The sequence below is a fragment of the Enterococcus spodopteracolus genome (assembly GCF_030441955.1).
GTDB lineage: Bacteria > Bacillota > Bacilli > Lactobacillales > Enterococcaceae > Enterococcus_B > Enterococcus_B spodopteracolus.
On record NZ_JARJHD010000011.1, the window covers coordinates 44,440 to 66,237 of the forward strand.

The window sequence follows — 21,798 nt, forward strand, 5'->3', positions numbered from 1 at the left end:
GTGAAGTAATAAACATGCAAGTTGACTTACAGTATTTTTGAAAAAAAGATTTAGCTTCGAGCCAAGAAAAAAATGACAGTTGACAAAAAGAATATCTAAACTTTGTTCGCTTAAGTTTCAGATAAGAAGAATACAGTAGGTCAAATACTAGGAGGAGTGGTATGAAAAGAAATACAATTAGACGAATCATTGGGAAGTTATTGTTGATCATGGTTTTACTTTTACCCAATCTCCCGTTTCAACTAACCTATGCACATGATTATTCAAGTTCTTCTGATAATCATGAAGTAACAGTGACTTCAGAATATCCAGAAAAGCCAGGTGATTCTGAATTAAATTCCTTACACGAAGAGTCGAATCAAGAAGCAAACGATTCAATATCCGTTCAACAAATTAGTGATAGCCCAGAGGCAAAATCAAGTACGGAGAGTAAAGTACTTACAGATCAAGGTGTATGGGGGACCGTTCCATGGTCTTATTATGAAGATGGAGTAGGAACAATTGTATTAGGTGGAGGAACAGCAGGCTCAGCAAGGGAGGCGCCATGGCGATCGTATTTTCAAATCAGCAAAATAATTTTTGAAGATCAAGTGATTTTACCTAGTGACTCATCGGGTATGTTTAGGAGTTTGACTTTTTTAGAATCCATAGAGAATGCAGATAAACTCGATGTTTCTAACGTTACGAATATGGAAAGTATGTTTCAAGTTACATGGCGGTTAAGAGAAATAGATGTTAGTAATTGGGATACGTCAAATGTGACGAATATGCGACTCATGTTTGGAAATTTGGCTGCCACACCTGCTTCATTTACTACGTTAGACCTTACCTCATGGGATACATCAAGTGTTACGAATATGAGTCAAATGTTTATGAACGCTCAAAGCCTTACCACCTTAGATCTAAGAGGATGGGATACATCAAATGTCACAGATATGAGTGATATGTTTTTTCAAGCCAATAGTCTTACTACGTTAGATTTAGGAACATGGAATACATCAAAGGTTACAAATATGAGCCGAATGTTTCATTTAGCCCGATCTCTCACACAATTAAATCTTAGTTCATGGGATACTTCCAGTGTCACGAATATGAGTCAGATGTTTAGTAATACTAATTTAAAATCATTGACACTCAGAGAAAAAAGCTTTTTTTCTGCTGCTACTCAGCTTCCAGCGATTCAACAAATAGACGGTTATACTGGTGGATGGAAGTTGGAACCAGGTACAGAAAATCTTGGGATCAGGTATGCCAGTTCGAGTGAATTCATGACAAATTATGATGGCCGTTTTCCAGGTACGTATACATGGGAAACCTTTGGCATGTGGGGCACTGTTCCGTGGATCTATGATGGTATTTTGGAGACAATCACATTATATGGTGGAGAAGCTGGCGCAGTAGCAGATGCTCCATGGAAAGTATATTCCTCTGTAAAAGAAATTATAGTTGAAGACACGGTGGTCTTACCCGAGATATCATCTAGGTTATTCAGCGGATTGACAAATTTAGAAGTGATAGAAAATGCTGGGAATTTGGACGTTTCAAATGTAACAATGATGGATCTTATGTTTGCACGTGCAAACTCTTTAAAAAAAGTAGATGTCAGCAATTGGAATACTTCACGTGTCACAACTATGGTTTTTATGTTCAATCAAGCAAGCTCATTACAGGCTTTAGATGTTAGCCAATGGGATACTTCTCTAGTAACAAGCATGGGTGCTATGTTTCAAGAAGCACGTGAACTTAAAGAATTAGACGTCAGCAACTGGAACACATCCCAGGTAAGGAATATAAGCTTTATGTTTTTCAATGCTAGGTCCTTAACAGAACTAGATATGAATAAATGGGATACTTACCAAGTAACTAATATGAACAATATGTTTACTGGAACAAATAATTTGAAGAGGATAAGCCTAGGTGAAAAATCAATTTTTGATTCTTCAGTCAATTTGCCAAATAGACGACAAGATAACCTATACACGGGTAGATGGGTCTTAGAAGAAAGTTTAACTAGTGGATCTGGGGTTATAGCATTTGAGAATTCAACCGACTTTATGACTAATTATGACGGCTCCAATCCAGGTACGTATATCTGGGAACCAGTTCCACCTGAACAACTCATTGCCAAATTTGACCCTGTGAGTGATCAATCTGTAGCGATTCACGGTCATGCCACAGAATCAGTTGACCATTTGACGATTACCTATAAAAATACAGAAGGAAGTACAGTGGTTCTTGAAAAAGATTCTCCTCGCATCCTCTGGGGAGATTATCAGGATTCCCAGGAGAAGGTTCGCTCGTTCCAAATCAATTTGGCAGAAAATGAACGGCTTGAAACGGGGTCAACGGTCGAAATCAAACTGTCCAAACCTTCAGGAGACACAACTGGTGATGTAGCTGAAGAGCAAACAGTTATCAAAGGGATTGATTATCGGAGCAATAACTTTACGTTAGATCGTTCTAAGCTCAATGAGTTAGCTACTGTCGAAGAATTACATGCGCTTATTCTTCAAGAAAGTCGTGCACAAGCAAAAAATATCTTATCTGAAGAAGACATGACCAATGATTTTCGCATCGTTGAGACCGATCTTTCGTTAGATAGCGAAGAAGACGGAAGCTATTACGCTATTCTTGAAGTCGGCAATAAAGCGTATCAAATGACGATTGGTATCGATCTGACATCGAAAGTTGAACATTTGCGGGTAACGATCCCTGTCAAAATGGTTTTTGAATCATTGTATGACGAAGAAGAGTCAAAACGTCAGTTTGAGAGCCAAACCTATGAGATCCACAACCAATCTTCGGTAGCTGTCGATACGTATATCAATCAAGTTGCGATTGATGATTCTGCTGGAATCGTTCTTTTGAAGGAAGGGGAAGATCCACTGGATTATGCAGAAAGTGCAGTGGAAGATCCTAGTTATGAGGATATTACGAAGCCATTGTTGCGCTTGAATCTCCAAACGCAAGAGACTAAAAAACAGTTATACGCAACGATGCCAGAGCAACATCTGATTCGTTTATCCCAAGGAGATCGTACACCCCTTTCCTTATCGGGAGAATTTTATGGGGATTATCCACGGTGGGTTGATAACCCTGATATTGAGCAAGGAGGCTATTACGAGCACATGCTCGTGCCTAATTACCGAATCGTGTTGCGATTCGTCCCACGAACTTAAAGAAAAAAATAGTTAACAAGGAGGTGAAGCCATTGGAGGAAATGAACCAAGCACAAAATAAAAATAAGCGTAAATGGCTCTTGTGGTTTTTGCTATTTTCGTTGATTGCCGGTGGTCTCGCCTATTATTTTAATCAACCAAAAGATCACGTTCCATTGGTCAGTGCGGATCTTTTACCAGCGGTCGGCGATGCCTCTGATCAGGAATTGGCGGATCGAGCGCAAGAAGTAGCTGATGCTAATTATTTTACATTACAAATCAATCCAGAAGCCGTCTTTGAGAACGGACAGAGTGAAGGATCGATCGAGATCGTCAATCCTGGGACGAATGTTTATCCGATCGCAGTAGATATTTCTTTAATGTCTAGTGACGAGCTGATTTATTCTTCTGGTGCCATCTATCCGAACCAATTCGTAGAAAATGTAAAATTGGAAAAACAACTAGCTAAAGGGGAGTATCCCGCTAAAGCCACCGTTAATATTTATGACCCTGAAACAAAAGAAAAACAAGGGGTCACTGAAGCGGAAATAATGATTATTGTTAAAAACTAAAATAAAAGAAAATGAGGGAATTTAGATGAAAAAAATAGTAGCAGCACTTTTGAGTACAGCAACAATCGTAGGGATCATGGTAACTGGGACAATCGCAGGTGCAGAGCAAGTGATTGATGGACGTGAAGGCGAGACGTCAGGAGACGTGACTGTACGGGGAATCATCGGTGAGTTTGATAATACGACACCTGGTCCAAATCCTGAGGAATTGGATCAATGGATCAATGTGACGATTCCGACAAACGCCTTGTTTTACACAACCAAAGCCTCAAATCATACGACAATCACATCACCCGAACATACGATTACAAACAACTCTGCAGTTGGTGTGATTGCTTCAGTTTCTGACGTAGAGACGCCAGTGAATATGAAAGAAGTAGATTTATTGAGCATAAATACGGTGGGGATACCGAATGTGACGACAATTGATTTGTTTGAAGATGGCGAACCAACGATAACGGCATCAGAACTTTTCAGACTTCAAGGAAATGCCGGAGTGAATGAAGGGAAATTTAGATTCACTGGTAAAGCAACACCCGTGAATGCTTCAGCGGAATTAAATCCCACGTTTAAATTAGTTTTGAATTTCTCACCTAACGTAGCATAAAAAAGAATCACTGAAATCCCAGAAAAGAAGGGATAAATCAAATGAAAAAAAAAATGAAGTTGTTTTATATTCTGAGTCTTCTCCTTGTTATCTCGAACGGTTTGCGGACTAAAGTCGTCGTCGCAGATACGACAATGGGACAAATAACTGTTACTGGACGAATCGGGGAAGGTGCTAGTACAAAAGAAAAAGATGCAGTGATCAATGGATCACATGGAAACGAGGACAAAACCCATACCCTTGTTGCAGATATTTCCCAACTAAAACAAGGGAATCTGCCAAAGACAAATGCTTTGAGTGGTTACCGTTTCTTGTGGCTGGGCTACTTGCTTGTGACAGGGTGGCTTGTTATTTCAACTAGAAAGAATTATCGCTCAGGTAACAAGCGTTGAAAAAAGAGTAGTAATTAAAAGTAAAACAATAAAGAAGAAACAAACCAATAGGACTCCGGAATTGAAAGGAGCCTGTTGGTTTGTTTGTTTCATAGTGGACGTATGTGCGGAATGAGAATATTTGCTAGTTGTAGCAACAGAAAAATTCTTGTTTTGCAGAAAAAATATTTTTGATATTCTATTTTGTTTTCAGGTATGATCGCTTTATAAAAAGGAAGGGATGTTAGATATGAAAAAAATTATGCAGATCCATTTGGTGTTTTTTTTAGGAGGAATAATGGGCTTACTCTTTGGATGTTCAACAACGAGTGGGGCGACAATGCAAGATTTTCAAACAAATCTTGCGATTGGAGTGGAGGAACCGGTCAATGGAATTTTGCTGGAAGATGGTGAGTCATTAGCTGATCATGTCCATCATTTTGTCAGTGAAGATGGTGCATATTATGTCGTAAATAAGGACAACCGTACAACAGCGGAGGTAAGAACGTGGCACCAATTTCGAAATGCAATCAACAATCAAAATGTTAGCGTTATCAACGTTGTGGCTAGCTTCAATACGACCTTTCATTCCTTGGATACAGTTGATCGTCCCTTGAACATCAATTTTATCAATGCCGCTTGTATAGATTTAGAAAATGATCATGCGCTCAAACTGGCAAAGCATTCGGCTTTAGAAATCACAGCGAACGCCAAGTCTCCTATATTTATTAGTAAAAATCAATTACAGCAACCGTTTATCCAAAGTTCTTATGGGAGTGCCATTCGTTTAAAAGGAGAAGTTGTCATTGGAGATGGCTCAACCGAGGTGAGAGAGCAGCCTTTTATTCGAACAGAAGGATTGATCGAGGTTTCCTCTGGCGCTAAAGTAAGGATACATGAAGCAGTGGAAGCAAATGACTTGTTTGTGATCAACTATGGTCATTTAGAATTACATGCGCATGAAGTCACTCCTTTGAAAATGGGAATCAATGGGACGATCACAGTGAGCGAATTTTCTTCGTTAAAAGTGATACATGGTGGGAGACACTCAGTGATCCAAATGACTGGTGGTGAGATTTTTTTTGACAATCCATACAGTATACATCTAAAACAGACTGGCTTCGGTGGACTTGTCGCACCTTTGATCGATACTTCTGCTGTACTCATAGAAATCAATGCCGTGAGAAATGCCTTTTGGGAGGATTATAATCTAAGTTTTCATCCCACCCATGTTTGGAATAGTCAATTACAGGCACGACTTGGTGGGCCACATGGTTCGCAAGTTCTTCGTTCTAATTTAGTTAGTTTTGAAAAACATTTTTTAGGATTTGGTTCCTATCGGGAATACACTGCTGGAGTGGATATGCCATTATTTCCTGATACATTTCCAGAGTAGCAAAAGCTAGTGAAGAATCTTGAAAGAATCAATTGAAAAATTTCGTATAGTCCCGAAAAAACACTTTTGATTCAATGTGAGTTCTTCGTTAATCTTAAACTATCAAATGAATGGAGGAAAGAAAATGAAACGAATGACTCTGATGAGCACCTTATTATTAAGTGGTATGTTCCTTACTGCCCCTTTGTCAGTGACAACTGTCGAAGCGAGTGAAGTCGTACCAGAAACGCAATCCCTAACAGAAGACGGAGATGTCCCTGGTATTCATCTGAAAGACGGAGAAACGTTATCGATGTACGGGGAAACAATGACAAATGACGAGGAAGTAGAACTCTTTGTAGATGGTCGAAGTAATCACCAAACTGCATCTGTTAATTCGTGGTCCGGATTTAGAAGTGCCATCAATAATAACAATGTTTCAGTGATCAATGTCACGTCAAGTTTCAATAGCGGTTTAAAAAATCTGAATACAGTCAATCGAACGGTGACAATCAATTTTATCAATAATTCGACTATCAATATGAATAACAATCATTCCCTACGTGTAGGGTATGGTGGACATGTTCATTTTACCTCTAACTCGAATCGACCAATTATTACCAACGGAAACCAAGTTAGACAACCATTTGTGCAAGGTGTCTCTGGTTCAACAGTAAGTTTTTCTGGGAATTCGGTGGTTGTTGGTAATGAACAAACGAGACAGAGGCAACAACCCTTTATTCGAACAGATGGTTTAATCCAAATCGACTCTGGCTCCCAAGTAATCATGAATGAAGCCATCGTGGCGAATCAATTGAATGTGATTAATAACGGTAGTTTAACAGTCAATTCAAACTATTTGTCTCCTGTACAAATTTCAACAAATGGCCGAATGTATGTTGGAGAGTTCTCAACCTTTAAAGCAGATCACAATGGTCTTGAGCCAGTAGTAAAAGTTCTTGGTTCTGGCCACTTATTGATTGATAATCCTTATCAACTCCATTTAAGACAAACAGGTTCTGGGGCTCTGTCTAGCCCATTAATCCACACATTAGGAACAAATATCCAAGTCAATGCCGTTCGTAATGCTTTCTGGGCAAATAATAATTTTGGGCCATCACCTACTCATGCTTGGACTGCTCATTTACAAACGCAATTAAGTGGAGCCAACGGAAATCAAATCATTTCTTCGAACATCAATAGCTTTACACAGAATTTCTTAGGATTCAATGGCTATCGAGAATATACTGCTGGAACTGGAAGTCAGGCATATCCAGATACTTTCCCACCGACTGAATCGATGAATGACTAAAATTATCATAATCTTTCTCCCTCAAAAGTTGTATCAATTTGGGGGAGTTTTTTCTATCTGAACGATCGTATATCTTATAAAATAGCCATTCCATTGTTTTTTTAACAGAATAAAATGATAGGAAAGGGGATGTAAGTAAATATCTGAGCAAGGGATGATTATGATAAATGAGATTAAGGAATCATCATGCGTTGAGATCAACCATCAATAGAATAAACTCAAAGAAGAGGCGTTTGAAAAAGTTAAGCATATGTTTGGAATAGATCATTCATACAAGTATGAAGAAAAATTGGTTTTGTCGGCTAAGAAATATTGATTAGTGATTTTTGGATTGATCTTTTCAAGTAAACGATTCCAATCGGAAGCAGAAGGAATTGATCGAAAGAGAATACATTCTGCTTCCGATTGGAATTCTTCTACATGTTCAGGATAATTAGTAATCAAAATATCTATTTTATTTTCAATAAGATACTTCTTATTCACTTCACTAGCATTTGGATAGAATACACAGTGATCGTCCATTAAATAGTTATTTGATGTTGCTTCAATGAATTGAATGATATGATTATTGCCTTCGAAAATAAAGGCAATATTTTTTTTGTTTTTCCAATATCGCTCTCTGATGGTTTCAATATGTAGTACGAGGCTACAAGAGAAATCAACTAAAAATTCATCAGAGTAGAGTGAGTGATAGTTCTTATTACTTTCAAGAAATTTTTGGTACATGTGACACTCATAGGGAAACATTTTTTGAATAAATCGATTGATATCCTGCGTATTCCGGTTAGCAGATATACAAAGGTATTCTTTCAGCTTCGCCGTAATAAAAAAAGCTTCTAAAAAAATCAAAGTAATTGTTTTATTTTCATAGCTACTATCTAGGATATTAAGAAATTCTTCAGCAAGAAGTTTGCTTTCTGGCCATTGATTGTAAGTGAAACAAAATTGTTTTTCAACAGTGATATCACTCATTTTTCTTTGTGAGATGATGCAGCAAAATAAGAAAATCAATTCATCGTCAGGCAAACGAATGTCGTAAAATTTTTCGATAACGTCATTTATTTTTTTAAAATGGACTTGTTGCATACGATCATTTAAAGCATTACGTAACTGGTTATTTACTTTAACCGTATTTCCCTGCATGAATCGTTCAACCGAGATATAAAGTAAGTAAGTGTATAAGAAAAATGAGGTATTTCGGTAGCAGTCATTCTTAAATAGAGAACCGATCTCATTCACTGTTTGTTGTGCGGAAATGGAAGGAAAGACGGTGTGAGGAGTAATTTCAGATTCATAAAAGAACGTACAAAAAAAATGGCGTTTGTCCGCTTCTTGTCCAATGATATTTACGGGATCATACGTGATGTCCAAATCAAAATAAACTAACTGTGATTGGATCTTTTTGAGGTATTTCAAGAGTGTCGTTTTAGAGAGATGTAATTGATCGGACCAATCGTCAAGGGTATATAATTCAGCAAAAAAAATTTTCTCAAGGATTAAAAAAAGTGGCTCGTCTATAAGTAAAGCAGTTTTTTTCTCTTCGTAAGTGACTAATTTTAGTTGTTTGAATACATACCCCTGATGGGTAGATTCAATCGTGATCGAATCCTCAAAATAATCTCGGATCTGACAGATATCTTTACCGATTGTTCTAGAAGTGCTCTCCGTAAGTATTGCTAAGTCATTCGCGTTGCAACAAGTATTCTTTTCAAATTCATTGAGGATCTGAAGCCATCGTATCAGGGGTTTATTGGTGATGAAATTCAGTTGGAATGTTTTCAATGTACCCACCTCTCATAGATCAGTTTAGTTTAGGGAAGTTGATTCTTTATTTTAGGTGTAGCTAATTTTAATTAAATTATATCTATTAAGTATAATTAGTAAATAGTAATAATTTCAGAGTATGGTGAAAAACGCTAATTGCTAAGGATGACGTGTGTTGTTTAAAGTATAAAATGTACTCTTCTAAAAAACAAATTTGAGTCATAAAAATGTTATTTAGAAGAAAATAAAAGCAGTTATCTAGAATAGGAGGAATGAAATAAATGTGAAAAAGAAGTCTCGGTATTTGTTATGGACCATTTTATTGTTTTTTGGGATGTTTCATCAATCCGTTCCACTTTTCGCAGCGGAAGGACAAGCTATAGAATCGAATAAGAATGTAGGCTTTTACGGAGAAATCGATTATGAAGGGGATCCTAAACCACAACCACCTTCCGAAGAGCAGGCTCAACCTTCAGATAGAGACGAATATGTACAGGTAAATGGACAATTACCAAAATTAAATCAAGTGATACCAAGCTATGGGTTACTGGGTCTACTGATTCTTTTATGGGTCATTCGAACTTGGTTAATACGAAGAGACAAGAGAATAAGTAGACAAGTTGCACTATCAAGTGAATGTGATACAAAAAATAAATCAACAGGGAGAACGAATAAATGAAAGCATTAAAACTAGTATCAATGTCAGTATTATTAGCAAGTCTAGCAACAGGAAGCATGGTTGTTCATGCAGACGACACAGCACAGGATGGCACACTAAAAACGAATGGACAAATTGAATATCGTGAAGCGGACGAGGACAACGGTGAAACAATTGATCCAAACCCAGGACCAGAAGAAGTCATCGTACCTCCTACTCAAGATGGGGCTTTTGCTATTGCTTACGTTGGGGATTATGATTTTGGGTTACGTCAAAATTCAGCATTAGATCAATCTTACCCAGCTGCCGCTTGGTGGTTTGATATCGATGAAGAATCAACTGACTTTCCTAATCCTGATATGAGTAGTCCGTGGGTCAATGAAACGACAAAAAAAGCTGCACGTGCGCAATTTGCACAAGTACGTGACTTACGTGCAGATCTAACGGGATGGAATTTGGTATTGAAACAAGAAGCACAATTTACGAATGGAGAACGAAGCTTAAATGGGGCACAAGTCACTTTTGCGAATGGGACAGCTCAAAATACAAGTGGTGAATTACCAACGGTAAATCCAGGCTTTACGTTGACTCCGGAAAATAGTCACGTCATCATGACTGCTGGAAGTAACATTGGCTATGGACTAAGTACTGCAATGTGGGGAAATAAAGCAAATCTAGTGCAAGACTCTGAAGTAGATGGTGGGGTAGCTAATCCTTCCGTACAATTAAGTGTACCAGGTGTAACCCGTACAGATGCAAATTCAAAATATACGACGAATTTAGTTTGGACATTGACAGCAACACCAGCTAATCAAGTTTAATCATTTAATGCATGAGATGAATGATAAAAAAGAGCAACGATGCAGTCGGCATCGTTGTTTTTTAGAAAGGAGCTAACTATGTCTTTATTGAACAAGTTCACAGTCTCTTTCCTTGTTATTGTTTATGTAATGATTGGGTTTGTTGGTGTTTCTCAAGAAGTATTTGCCAATGGTGAACTAAATTTCAGTGTTCGCACAATTACACCTGAAAGTCAATTTGGAGAGGACAAAGGCTACTTTGACGTGGAATTGCAACCCGGAAAAACAGAAGAACTCACATTAGTGGTGAAAAATGTTAGAAATATTCCGATCGATCTCTCGATCACAGCTCATACAGCCTACACAAATATCAATGGTGTGGTTGAATATGGCGGAGAAGCTGACCAACCCGATCCTACATTAAAAGTAGAGATGAAAGATTTACTGGATGTCGAAGATGAAACCATTCGGCTAGAAGCCGGAGAGGAAAAACGAATCGTGACAACCCTCACCATGCCACAGGAAAAGGTGGAAGGGTTATTAGCTGGTGGCTTACAACTAAGCGAAGTGGTACAAGAAGAGAAAGAGGAATCTGAGGATAAAGGAATGCAGATCATCAATTCTTTTTCTTATGTGATTGGTATCGTAGCAAGCAATGATCGCACACAAACGATTGTTCCAGAATTGGCACTTTTAGATGTATTTGCGGATCAAATCAATTATAGAAATGCCTTTAGTGCAACAATCCAAAATTTCTTACCTACTTTTGTGAATGAACTAAGTGTGGATGCTTCAGTACGTAGAGAAGGATCTGATAAGATTTTATATCAAGCATCAGAAGAAATGATGCAAATGGCACCGAACTCCAATTTTAATTTTCCAATCTCGCTCAATGGCGAACGTTTTAGAAGCGGGACATATGTGTTGAATATGACGGCTCGCTCTGGCGAGCATGAATGGTCTTGGGAAGAAACTTTTGATGTGACTGCAGATGAAGCAAGGCGCTTGAACCAATCAGATGTGTCTGTTACTGATACGAACTGGTGGTTGATTGCAGCCATCGTGCTAATCGTGATCATTATTAGTCTACTCGCCTATACGACATACAAAAATAAGAAAAAAGCAAAACTGATGCAAGAAAAATACTTGGATACCCTTTCGGAGAATAAAACAGATGACTAGAGGAGGAGGACCAATGCATCGAAAAGTATGTAAAATGATGACGAAAATAAGTATTTCAATCTTTGCACTATATACTTTGGGTATACCTTTCCTCGCTGTTGCGGAGACAATCGATCAAGGGGGCCAATTTTTAAATACACCAAACAGTAATAGTCAATCAACAGAATCATCTGAAGTGAAGGATACCCAATCGTTGACGCCCTCCTTTTCTTTTGAGCAAGCAGTAATCAAAGGAACTGAACAGACGGTAACTTCCCTTTCTTTTATAAGCACAGAAGAAGTGGACAACGTAGCAATCAAATTTCCGTCAACTGCAAAGATCATTGAAGCGGAATTGACCTCAGGGATGAGTAGCAGTTATGATGAAACGACCGACCAGTGGCTTCTATCATCAGAAACTCCGAAAAAGGAATTTACTGTACCAGTGATGTTTTCAGAAGCAGGAATCTATTCAGTAACTGTAGGAGAAGTGGCAACTGTTAAAGTAGAAATCACGAAGGCTGAGCCGAATCATTCTTCAGGAGGAGAAAAGTCAGAAAACAACGAACCAAAGGAAAGAAATCGCTCGTTAGAGAAACAGAACGAAGAAAATGTCTTTCAAGGAGCAACGGTACCGGTTTCGACTCGTGCAGAATTTTTAAGTGCACTCGCCAATCCAGAGGTTTCTATCATCAATTTGGAACGTTCAATCGATATAGGTTCAGTTATCAGTCCAGAAAACTTGGACATTGATCGTTCACTAAAAATCAATGGGCAAATGAATACCTTGAATATTGGCACCGGACAAGTGCGTTTATTGACGACTACTGAGAGCAAAACATTAAGGATTGAAAATACTTTTCTTAATAAAACAGATACCAATCCCTTTGTTATCGGTCAATCGTCTGGTGAAAATTGGACCCTTCAAATGGAAGATGTTGCAAGAGACAGCTCATCGATCAATTATTTTAGAGTAGCTGATATCTCAAGCGCAGTGGTACGAATAACTGGCGGTGAGTTAACCATAGATAATAGGATTAATCTACCAAGCGCGCTGTTTACGATAAAAGAATTTATCGTAGAAAATCAAGCAGTCGTGAAGCTAGGGAATACTCAAAACTCTGCGTTAGTATTTACGAGTGCGAATGCTAAACTGACCGTCACAGACGGAGCAGAACTGGTTATTACGAACAGTGGAACAACTGCTTTGCAAAATTCCGTCTATTTTATGGGGAGCAATGCGTCAGTTTCTGTTAAAAATAACGGTAACTTACAAATCCAAGCGGATGGTGCAGCGTCTACTTCGACAGATGCTACAAGTAGGAATGCGCTCTCGATGACAGGGAATCAATCAAGCATTGAGCTGGAAAATGGAAGGTTAAATGCGACAACTACAGGTGGACAGGCAATTATCATGACAGGGGAAAACCCAACAATCGATATGGCATCAGGTAGTCAATGGCAAAGTCAATCGAATACAGCGCATGCCATCAACCTTACAGGTGCAAATAGCGCATTCAACATAGCTCAATCAACAGCGGTAATCCAATCGACTACAGGAAATAGTCTAGTCATGTCTGGAAACGATGCAACATTTGAAATAAGTGATGCAAGTAATGTAACGATCAACTCTAGTACAGGCAATCGGTTGACAATGACTGGTACAACGCCGACAATGACGGTCAATGACAGTGATTTGAAGATGACTGCGACAACCGGGGCAGGTATTCGATTGTTGAATCAAGAAGCAATGTTAACGGTTGATAATAGTGCTGTTGCTATTACAAATACAGGGAATCGAACTGAGGATATCAATCAACTTGGCACTACAACATTGGGTAAAAATTCTACGTTACGTGTCCAAAATGGTGCAACGCTAGACGTTCAAGGCGCGTTAGTATCTACCGCAGGTGCGAATAGTTTGATTGGACTTTATGGGGAAGAGGCAAAAGCGACTCTTTCAGAAAATGCTCAACTGAATCTGACAGTCAACAGTGGAACAGGAAATGGCATTTATTTACAAGGAAAGAAAGCGGGTATGACATTTGCAGATTCTAAGGCTGACATACAGACAGTGACAGGAAGAGCAGTGGAACTATCTGGGTCTGAGCCATCTATCCATTTAGATAGAAGTGACTTAACAACGAAAGCAACCAGTACCGGTGGAGCCATTCTTCTGTCGGGTGAAACTAGTTTATTTACCCTAGATAACCAAAGTAATATGAGTGTAGAAAATGGAGGCGGGGCAATTGCTAATGTCTCTCTTCAAGGAAATCAAGCAAAAATGGTTGTTGACAACCAATCACAACTATCTGTCGCAGTTCCAAGTACTAATTCTGCTGACACTGTCATAACGAATAATAGTATCTATTTAAAGGGAAATGCTCCTACCATGGAAATTACTCGAGGAGCTAGCGTGGATGTATTGGTTCGTTCGGGTACGAAGAGAGGGATTCGCTTAGACGGTGCGAATGCTCTTTTATCACTTAGTCAAGGTGGAAAGTTAACTGCGGAAACACAGGCAGCGACAGCGATACAATTGAATGGTGATTATGTCAAACTCTTAGCAGAGAATAAAGAAACAAGTATCAATGCAAAAAGTAACTATATCGCCACAACTGTAAATGGTGTATCGACCGTTAAGTTAGGGGAAGAAGAAACAGAAAAAATTGGTCGTGAACCAATTGTAGGAGCATCCGATTCAGCGAATATCACACTCTGGGCAAACTCGTCCTCGGCATTAGTCTTGCAAGGAATCAATGGCCAGTTCAATGTGAATAGCAAGGCGACATTAAAGTTAGATTCCGGTCCTTCTGGACAACTTGAAGCAAATAATGCGAATGCTACTTTAAGATTTTTACGCTCCGGTCCAAATAATACAGGAACGACGCACGGTGGCTATCAATTTAATATCAATGGTGGCGATATGACCGTGACCAAGCGAAAAGGTAACGCCGGTGGTGCGGCCCAAATGGCGCCGGCAATCCGAATGTGGGGCAGTAACAATCAAGTGACTGTAAGTAATGCGGGGCGATTGCTAGTAGTCAATGAAGGGACGGGTATTGCTCATAATGGGAATACCGGTGGTGGAAACCAGGGCATCCATTATACTGCTGGATCAAATAATGGTTTTTCCGTCAATGATCCTGGTTCAGAAGTAAGAATCTATGCGAATGATGGGCCCGCATTGGACATGAGTGATGCCACAGTTGCTGGTGGAAATACAGCCGGCGGAAATGGTGAGATCAGAGTGAGTAATTTAGGTTATTTTGAGGCCTCTGGCCGCACGGCAAGTGCAAATGCAGGTATTTTTCGTGGACGTTCGACTACTGTGAATTTTGATAATCCACTATTTATGGACTATCGAAATAATCGTGTAGGTGGCGGAAATATTTTTAGTAATATTGCAAGCTCCACTTTAACTGCTACTGCAAGTGATTTTGCTGTTTGGAAAGATGGTACAGACTTAGATGCCGATCCGTATCTTCACTCGAATAATATGAATTATACTTTTTCTGGCACGAACTTTTCTTCACTCACTTCCATGGAACCAGCAGAACGTTTCGATTTTGAAGCATTTGGTTCATCAGGATTAACTTCGTATTCTCGACTAAGCTCAAACAATGCACGTTGGGCAATCGTAAATGAATTGAGGGTACCTACGAATGCGGATAAAAAAATCCATGGCTTGATCCGTATGCCAGTTGGGCTCCACGACAGCCGCCCGGCGTGGCAAGACGAAGTAAAGGTAACTGTGGAAATCGAAAGAGCTGGGGAAGTGATCCAGACATATGAAACCTTGACACATGGTCACACAGAGGAAAAACCAGGTGTGAGTATTTATGATGAAGAGCCGCAAGGTGGCGTTTTTGAAATCGAACTTGACGAATATTTACATCCAGGTGATCTTGTACGCATAGCGGATATTGAGGTTTTAGCAGGTGAAATGGAAGACGATTTTGATAATGTATACGAGGTGGAAGATGTCACCGTATTTCCTATCATACCACCTTCACCTGCGACTTTTTCCAATCATTTAGTTCCGGCAAATGCACGGGTTATTTCAGGTCATTCCGACGATCCTGAGGTAGAGGTTACGGCGACTCATAATGGAGAAACAATCGATCCTACCCTCATTACCATAGATGATAAGGGAGATATCAGGATTGCTGTTGAGAAGTTAAATTTAGCAGTAGATGATATCATCCAAGTCTTCTTAAGAGATCGCCAAGGTTCTGCTAGTGAAGCTGGTGTCATCAATCCACCAGAGACGAATAATCACATAGGAAACATCAATCCGAAAGCCCCATTAGCATTTCGGGATGCAACGTTTGCTCCTGCTACCACATTGATTGTAGGTGACATGGTCGATGGAGAGCTGACAATCGATCAAGCATCTAATTGGGACTTTGGAACCCAACCACTTACGGCTAAAACAAAAACCTATCAAGCATTACCGAGTCAAGTGGGTGGTATGGATCAGGGAACCACTAGACCAAATTTTGTTCAGGTTACAGATGAACGTCCAGCATCAGAAATAAGTGGCTGGAGCTTATTCATCAAACAAGAAGAACAATTTGCTAATCAAAAAACAGGTGAATTAAAAGGCGCCCAACTTAGTTGGCGAAATGGACAAGCTATTTCAAGCACCGGAGAAGCCGGCAATGAAGATAATCTAGGCATCATTCGGACAAATGGAATCTTGATTCCTAATAATAGTATCCAATTGATTGATGCAAATATATTCATAGAGAAACAGACATGGTTTTATAATTTTGGAGATGATTCGACTAAAGAGAATAGTATCTTTCTGTACGTGCCAAATACAGCAAATGCAAAAGCAACGGATTATACGACACGTATCAATTATTCGTTCCATGCTACTCCCAAAAATCGCATAGAATAAACCAGTCAGTTATTGAATAAATGTGATTGAAAAATGAAGAAACTTAAAAAAGAATTCAATTGATCGGATATTAGGATCAATTGGATTCTTCTTTGATATAAGAGAGGATAAATACTGACTATAAATATAAATGCAATGAAAGGATAGCTGAACCGATTTTTTTATGTCCCCTCATCTATGGTTCTACACTACGCTGTGTTGCAGGCAAAGAATGAATAAATTTGGATCATTAGTGTTCAGTTCTAAATTTTTGCAATAATTGCGGATCAATTTTATTTAGTAATTTTTTCCAATCTGAGGCATCAGGCACTGTTTTTAATAGCAGACATTCCAGACCTAACGAAGAAAATGTCAAGTATTCATTGTAATTGGTGACTAAGAGATCAATCTCATGATTTTCAATATAAGAGGCGCAAAGTTCATTTGGACGAAGAAAGTAGATATTTTGAAAGCTCCCCAAATATTTTCGAACTAAGGTTTCAAGATGTTGGCTGATATACTCATTTCCTTCAAAAATAAATGCGATCTTCGTAGGATTTTTCCGATATTTTTCTTTGATTGACTCCGTGAATATCGTTAAACTAGCACAGATATCTTCCAGATGATCAGCAGAGAATAAATAATCGAAGGAGGGATTATTTTTTAAAAAAGTTCTATTTTTTTTATATTCATTGTTAAATAAGGTTTTAGCATATTCATTTGTATCTTGGATATTTCTATTTCCACTTTTAGACAGTAGACTGCGAAGTTTGATGGACGTAAAAAAAGATTCTAATAAGATAAGCTCTTGTACTTGTGTGTGAGTATTTCTCTTGATCGTTTGATAATATTCATTTATAAGCGCTATTATTTGAGGCCATCGATTATACCTTTCACAAAAATATTTTTCCTGTTTTGGATTATCGATACCTCTACGACATAGAACAGAAATAAAAATAAAAATAGCTTCTTCTTGTGCTAGGTCAATATTAAAATAATCTTTCACAATTGAGTATGCGGGTGAAAGTCGATGGAACTCTGGATCATTGAGGACAATATCTTTTAATTCAGGATCGAGTTCTACCATACAACCACAAAATATCCGTTCAATGGAAAGGTATAATAAATAACTAAAATACCCAAATGAAGATATTTTTTGATTAGGATATTCCAATAAGTCAACAATTTTAAGCACTACTTCTTGTGTGGCAATTGATGGAAAAACTGTATGTGGTGTAATATCTGATTCGTAATAGAAAGAAAAATAGAAATTTCGTATATCGGTTTCTGAGCCAATCAAATTGACGGGATTTAGCTCAAGTGTGATGTTGAATTCTTTTACTTGTTCCGCAATTCTTTTAACATACGCAATCATCGTGCTTTCAGAGATATGAAAATAATCTGCCCAATCATAAATAGACTGGAGTTCGTTGAAAAAAATCTGTTCAAGAATAATAAAGAGTGGCTCATCTTCAAGAATCGCTCTTTTTTTTTCTAAGTAGTTTTCCGAAGAATGGATATTTAACGAATACCCCTGTTTCGAAGAGTGGATCTCTGCAACGTTATCAAAATATTCTCTTAAGTAATTGATGTCATTGACTAATGTTCGGGCAGTACTGTTTGTCATTCCAATCAATTGGGCTGTCGTACAGATTCTAGTAGACTCTAACTCCTTCAAAATCTGGAACCAACGTAATTTTACCTTATCTGTTATAAAATTTAATTGAAAATTTTTCAATAGAACTTTTACCTCCTATCTAAATCTTTCTAAGGAATAGAAAATGGAGCACAGGCATGTATTCATAGCGAAAGTTAAAAAATATATTTTTGCAATTTTCTAATTTCTTATTCATTAACAGTTGAGATAGAAATTCAAAAAGTTAGAATATCTTTAGATGTACATTTTAATAAAAGAAGAAAGGAAATTAACAGACTGTTTTCATCGTTATGATCATTTAGGTAGAAACATAGGCAAGTCTATGTTTCTTACACAGTTGAATATGTGAGTAATACCAATATCAAAGTCGGGGATGTTCATTGAGATAAAATTAAGGAATAGATATGTTACTTTAAGTGAAAAGTTTATTATTTTTGTTGATTTGATTTCGTATCAAAGGATAGCTGGTTTTATCTCTATGATCATTTTTTAGGTGGCTATAGATGTTTAAGCGATAAACGAGTTAGTCGTATCCTTCATTCTTGGATAGTCACCTTTTCATTTTTTGACAATCGCTTAAGGTAAAAAAATGGCTACTAGCTTGATAATTAATATTACCTAATAACTATATTAAAATAACTTAATGAGAACAATCTACAAATTTCAGAAAACTATGAAATTATTCAATTGAAGTATCATTTGAATACTATAAAATGGCATAAAGAAGATAAAATTAGAAGTACTGTTGGTCAGAATAATTTGTTTCACATCGGAAGGGAAGTGTCTTTAGAATAATTTAGCACAAAGAAATTTTAGATAGCAAGAGAACTTGATTTTGATATAGTAAGATGCTCTCTATGCTAAATGTCATTATGCAAGACACAAAAGCATAAAATCTGTTACTATCATTAATTAGTAAAAATAAAAATAATCTGTGAAGAAAAAAATATATTTTTGTGAGTATTATTTTATTAAGGAGAAAATGTAAGCGTGATTAAATTTAGTAGTTGTATGACAACTTACTCCTAAAAGAGGTGCTAATGCTAGTTTTTTAGTAATTAATGATTTAAAGGAGGAAGCGAATGGAAACGAAAAAAATTGAAACACCTGAAGAATACTTGGGCTATTATGATCAGAAAGTCATCAATCATTCTTTTATTAGTAAGAATCCAGAAATTTTTGAATTTTATCTTCATTTAAGGACAAAGTTCCTACTGACTTATCACCAAACAGATGCAATTTTTTTTCTGAAACTAGCTACATTATTAGATATAGATGCACAGCTACAAATCCTATTAGAATTGATTAAAAGTACCAATCAAAGTTTAGGTGAAGAATTAGGGATGGCAGAATCAGAAATCATTTCGATGATCGCCAAAGATAAAAAATGTTTTTACAGAGAATTAACCGGCCTTGACATGAACCACTCAGTACCTTGGCAGTTGATTTATCTTAGTGAATCTTGAGGGAGCTTGATTGCTCTCATTAAGGTAGAAAAAATTCAACGAACGAGTCGCAGGTAAAAAAACAAAGGTCGGGACAAGAGAAGTTATCTCTATCTCGACCTCATATACCTATAAAAATTAAGAGATTATTTCCGTGACTTGATCATATCATACACGTCATAAGCAACAAATCCTATTGCAAGCAAATAAAGGGCCCAAGTAAAGATCGAATTTGTGATGAATTGGTAGTATAAATTTAAACTACAAAGGGTGTATAACGCCAAGCGTAGGAATGTGAATGGTTTGGAATGATAATTAGTCAAAATAAAAGCCTCCTGAAAGATACATATCCTATTTAAAAAATAAAATACTAGTTAACTATAGTGTACGGTGAAAGCTGTTTCATTGTCAAATTCCTATAGGGATCAAAGCTAAATCGTTCATCAGGAGATACAAATAAAAGCAAGTTTATCTATGAAATAAATCACGTTGTTTTTTCTTTATTCTGTTATGATAAGGATAATGAAGCAAACAGATAGAATGGAGTTGAATGTATGGTAAAGAAAATTGCTTCTCCAGAGCTGCCCGAATTGCTTGAGGGAAACTTTTATTTAGAGGATGAAACAACCTTTTCAGGTATTTTATCTGAAGGGGAAGATCAGAGTTATCTTAGTTCTCGCAATATCGTATTGAAGAATAGCCATATCAAAAAATTAGCGATGCAAAAATCTCGTTTGGAGCGGTTTGAATGTAGCAATGTCGTTTTTGAGAAGTGTGATTTCTCAAATTTAGAATGGTTTGGCGCAAGCTTTCATCGTGTACATTTCAAGCAATGCAAATTGACCGGAACCAATTTTTCTGACAGCTTTTTAAGAGACTGTGTCTTTGAAGAATGTGTGGCAAACCTGTCTTCTTTTAGCTACACGAATATGAAGTTCGTCAGGTTTAGCGACAATCAATTGAAAAATACTGATTTTTTCGATAGTTATTGGAAAGATCTAGTAGTAGAAAACAATGACCTTTCAGGCTCTAATTGGGTCAATACGCCACTGAAAGATTTAGATTTTACAACAAATACATTTTCTCAAATCAATCTATCTATGGAATTACTTCGCGGACTGATCGTTAATCAAGAACAAGCAATCATTATTTCGGCGGGGATGGGATTGGTGATTGAGTAGATAAAACAGCACTAACAATGTTAAGAAGTTAGTAAATTTGATCGAATAAATTCTAAAATCAATCTAGAGAATAGTTGAATTGTTTCATGAGCACTAAATTTAGTTTATTGGTAGAAAGGAGAACTTACCTATAGATTTGACAGATAAACTCATCAATTTTGCTACTACTCTGAAAGATGTCCAAATGGATCATCCGTTTGGAAAATTTCCAGATTATATCGTGTTCCGACATCAATCGACAGGTAAATGGTTTGGTTTGATCGTATCTGTTGAAAAAGACAAATTAGGCATAGAAGGTGAAGGTCAATTCCCCCTCGTCAATGTCAAAGCAGATCCAGAAATCATCTCCATCCTGAAAAAGAGTAAAGGCTATTATCCTGCTTATCATATGAATAAAAACCATTGGATAAGTGTCGCTTTGAATGGCGCAGTCGCAGAAAAACAACTCTTTTATCTACTGAAAGAGAGTTATGATTTAACGAATGAGTATTAAAAATAATAGTGGAAGATTTCACTTTCATCAAAACAATCCAACGATCACTTGGATTGTTTTTTTTGTGTGTGGAATTTAAGCGTTATCTTTTTGTTCAAAAAAATTTACCAAAAAAATTACACAAAAAACAGATTAGCTTTAGAAAGAGAATAGGTTTGTTATGTATGATAGTAAATATAACAAGAGAAACATAACTAAAACAAATGGAAGAGGATGGTTTTTTATGATGAAAGAAGGAACAAAGTATAAAGGTTATCTGGTATTAGTATGTTCTATCGGTCTTTTAGCAGCATGCAGTTCAGAGACCAAAGATACAAGTGAATCAGATATGCCAAAAGTAAAAAGTGAACGAAAAATAA

General features: G+C 37.4%; 15 protein-coding genes. 13 read left to right on the forward strand and 2 right to left on the reverse strand.

Annotated features, from left to right (window positions below; translation table 11 throughout):
* The first annotated feature begins 161 nt into the window (after positions 1-161).
* From P3R27_RS11495 to P3R27_RS11520, 6 genes are all read left to right on the forward strand, one after another.
* The gene (locus P3R27_RS11495; protein WP_301356998.1) at positions 162-3,179 is read left to right on the forward strand and encodes a BspA family leucine-rich repeat surface protein; all 3,018 of its coding nucleotides are present in this window, start codon (positions 162-164) and stop codon (positions 3,177-3,179) included.
* A gap of 32 nt (positions 3,180-3,211) precedes the next feature.
* Positions 3,212-3,730, forward strand: coding sequence for a hypothetical protein (locus P3R27_RS11500; protein WP_126133919.1), 519 nt, complete (start codon positions 3,212-3,214; stop codon positions 3,728-3,730).
* Between the two features lie 25 nt (positions 3,731-3,755).
* Entirely contained in the window at positions 3,756-4,337 is a 582-nt protein-coding gene (locus P3R27_RS11505; RefSeq protein ID WP_126133920.1) for a hypothetical protein, read from the forward strand.
* A gap of 41 nt (positions 4,338-4,378) precedes the next feature.
* Positions 4,379-4,729: a hypothetical protein gene (locus P3R27_RS11510; protein WP_034690236.1), complete on the forward strand. Its 351-nt coding sequence runs from the start codon at positions 4,379-4,381 to the stop codon at positions 4,727-4,729.
* A gap of 229 nt (positions 4,730-4,958) precedes the next feature.
* Complete coding sequence (locus tag P3R27_RS11515) at positions 4,959-6,104, forward strand: pectate lyase-like adhesive domain-containing protein (RefSeq protein ID WP_034690235.1); 1,146 nt, start codon at positions 4,959-4,961, stop codon at positions 6,102-6,104.
* Positions 6,105-6,228: 124 nt separating this feature from the next.
* Positions 6,229-7,395 carry a hypothetical protein gene (locus P3R27_RS11520; RefSeq protein WP_034690234.1) on the forward strand — a complete coding sequence of 389 codons (1,167 nt, stop codon included), beginning with the start codon at positions 6,229-6,231 and terminating at the stop codon, positions 7,393-7,395.
* 264 nt (positions 7,396-7,659) lie between these two features.
* Here the strand turns inward: P3R27_RS11520 and P3R27_RS11525 are convergent, their stop codons facing one another.
* Complete coding sequence (locus P3R27_RS11525) at positions 7,660-9,177, reverse strand: AcpB/EbpR/MafR family transcriptional regulator (protein WP_126133921.1); 1,518 nt, start codon at positions 9,175-9,177, stop codon at positions 7,660-7,662.
* 265 nt (positions 9,178-9,442) lie between these two features.
* Between P3R27_RS11525 and P3R27_RS11530 the strand changes: the two genes are divergently transcribed.
* The 4 genes from P3R27_RS11530 (at position 9,443) to P3R27_RS11545 (ending at position 16,684) form a co-directional block, all read left to right on the forward strand.
* Positions 9,443-9,838 (forward strand): EF2685/EF0750 family sortase-dependent surface protein, encoded by a 396-nt coding sequence (locus P3R27_RS11530; RefSeq protein ID WP_126133922.1) that lies wholly within the window; start codon positions 9,443-9,445, stop codon positions 9,836-9,838.
* A complete protein-coding gene (locus tag P3R27_RS11535) occupies positions 9,835-10,638 on the forward strand; it encodes a WxL domain-containing protein (protein WP_034690227.1) in 804 nt (267 codons plus the stop codon). The genes P3R27_RS11530 and P3R27_RS11535 overlap by 4 nt, the downstream gene beginning before the upstream one ends.
* Positions 10,639-10,716: 78 nt before the next feature.
* On the forward strand, positions 10,717-11,799 hold the full coding sequence (locus P3R27_RS11540; RefSeq protein WP_126133923.1) for a WxLIP family cell surface protein: 1,083 nt from the start codon (positions 10,717-10,719) through the stop codon (positions 11,797-11,799).
* 13 nt (positions 11,800-11,812) lie between these two features.
* Complete coding sequence (locus tag P3R27_RS11545) at positions 11,813-16,684, forward strand: WxL domain-containing protein (protein WP_034690225.1); 4,872 nt, start codon at positions 11,813-11,815, stop codon at positions 16,682-16,684.
* Positions 16,685-16,913: 229 nt separating this feature from the next.
* Here P3R27_RS11545 and P3R27_RS11550 read toward each other — a convergent pair whose 3' ends face one another.
* Complete coding sequence (locus tag P3R27_RS11550) at positions 16,914-18,401, reverse strand: AcpB/EbpR/MafR family transcriptional regulator (protein WP_301399080.1); 1,488 nt, start codon at positions 18,399-18,401, stop codon at positions 16,914-16,916.
* Between the two features lie 1,001 nt (positions 18,402-19,402).
* Here P3R27_RS11550 and P3R27_RS11555 point away from each other — a divergent pair.
* The 3 genes from P3R27_RS11555 to P3R27_RS11565 all read left to right on the forward strand — a co-directional run bounded on the left by P3R27_RS11555 (position 19,403) and on the right by P3R27_RS11565 (position 21,439).
* Complete coding sequence (locus P3R27_RS11555) at positions 19,403-19,786, forward strand: DUF7006 family protein (RefSeq protein WP_034690223.1); 384 nt, start codon at positions 19,403-19,405, stop codon at positions 19,784-19,786.
* A 533-nt stretch (positions 19,787-20,319) separates the two neighbouring features.
* On the forward strand, positions 20,320-20,946 hold the full coding sequence (locus P3R27_RS11560) for a pentapeptide repeat-containing protein (protein WP_126133924.1): 627 nt from the start codon (positions 20,320-20,322) through the stop codon (positions 20,944-20,946).
* Between the two features lie 136 nt (positions 20,947-21,082).
* Entirely contained in the window at positions 21,083-21,439 is a 357-nt protein-coding gene (locus tag P3R27_RS11565) for an MmcQ/YjbR family DNA-binding protein (protein WP_235186390.1), read from the forward strand.
* Positions 21,440-21,798 lie beyond the last annotated feature (359 nt).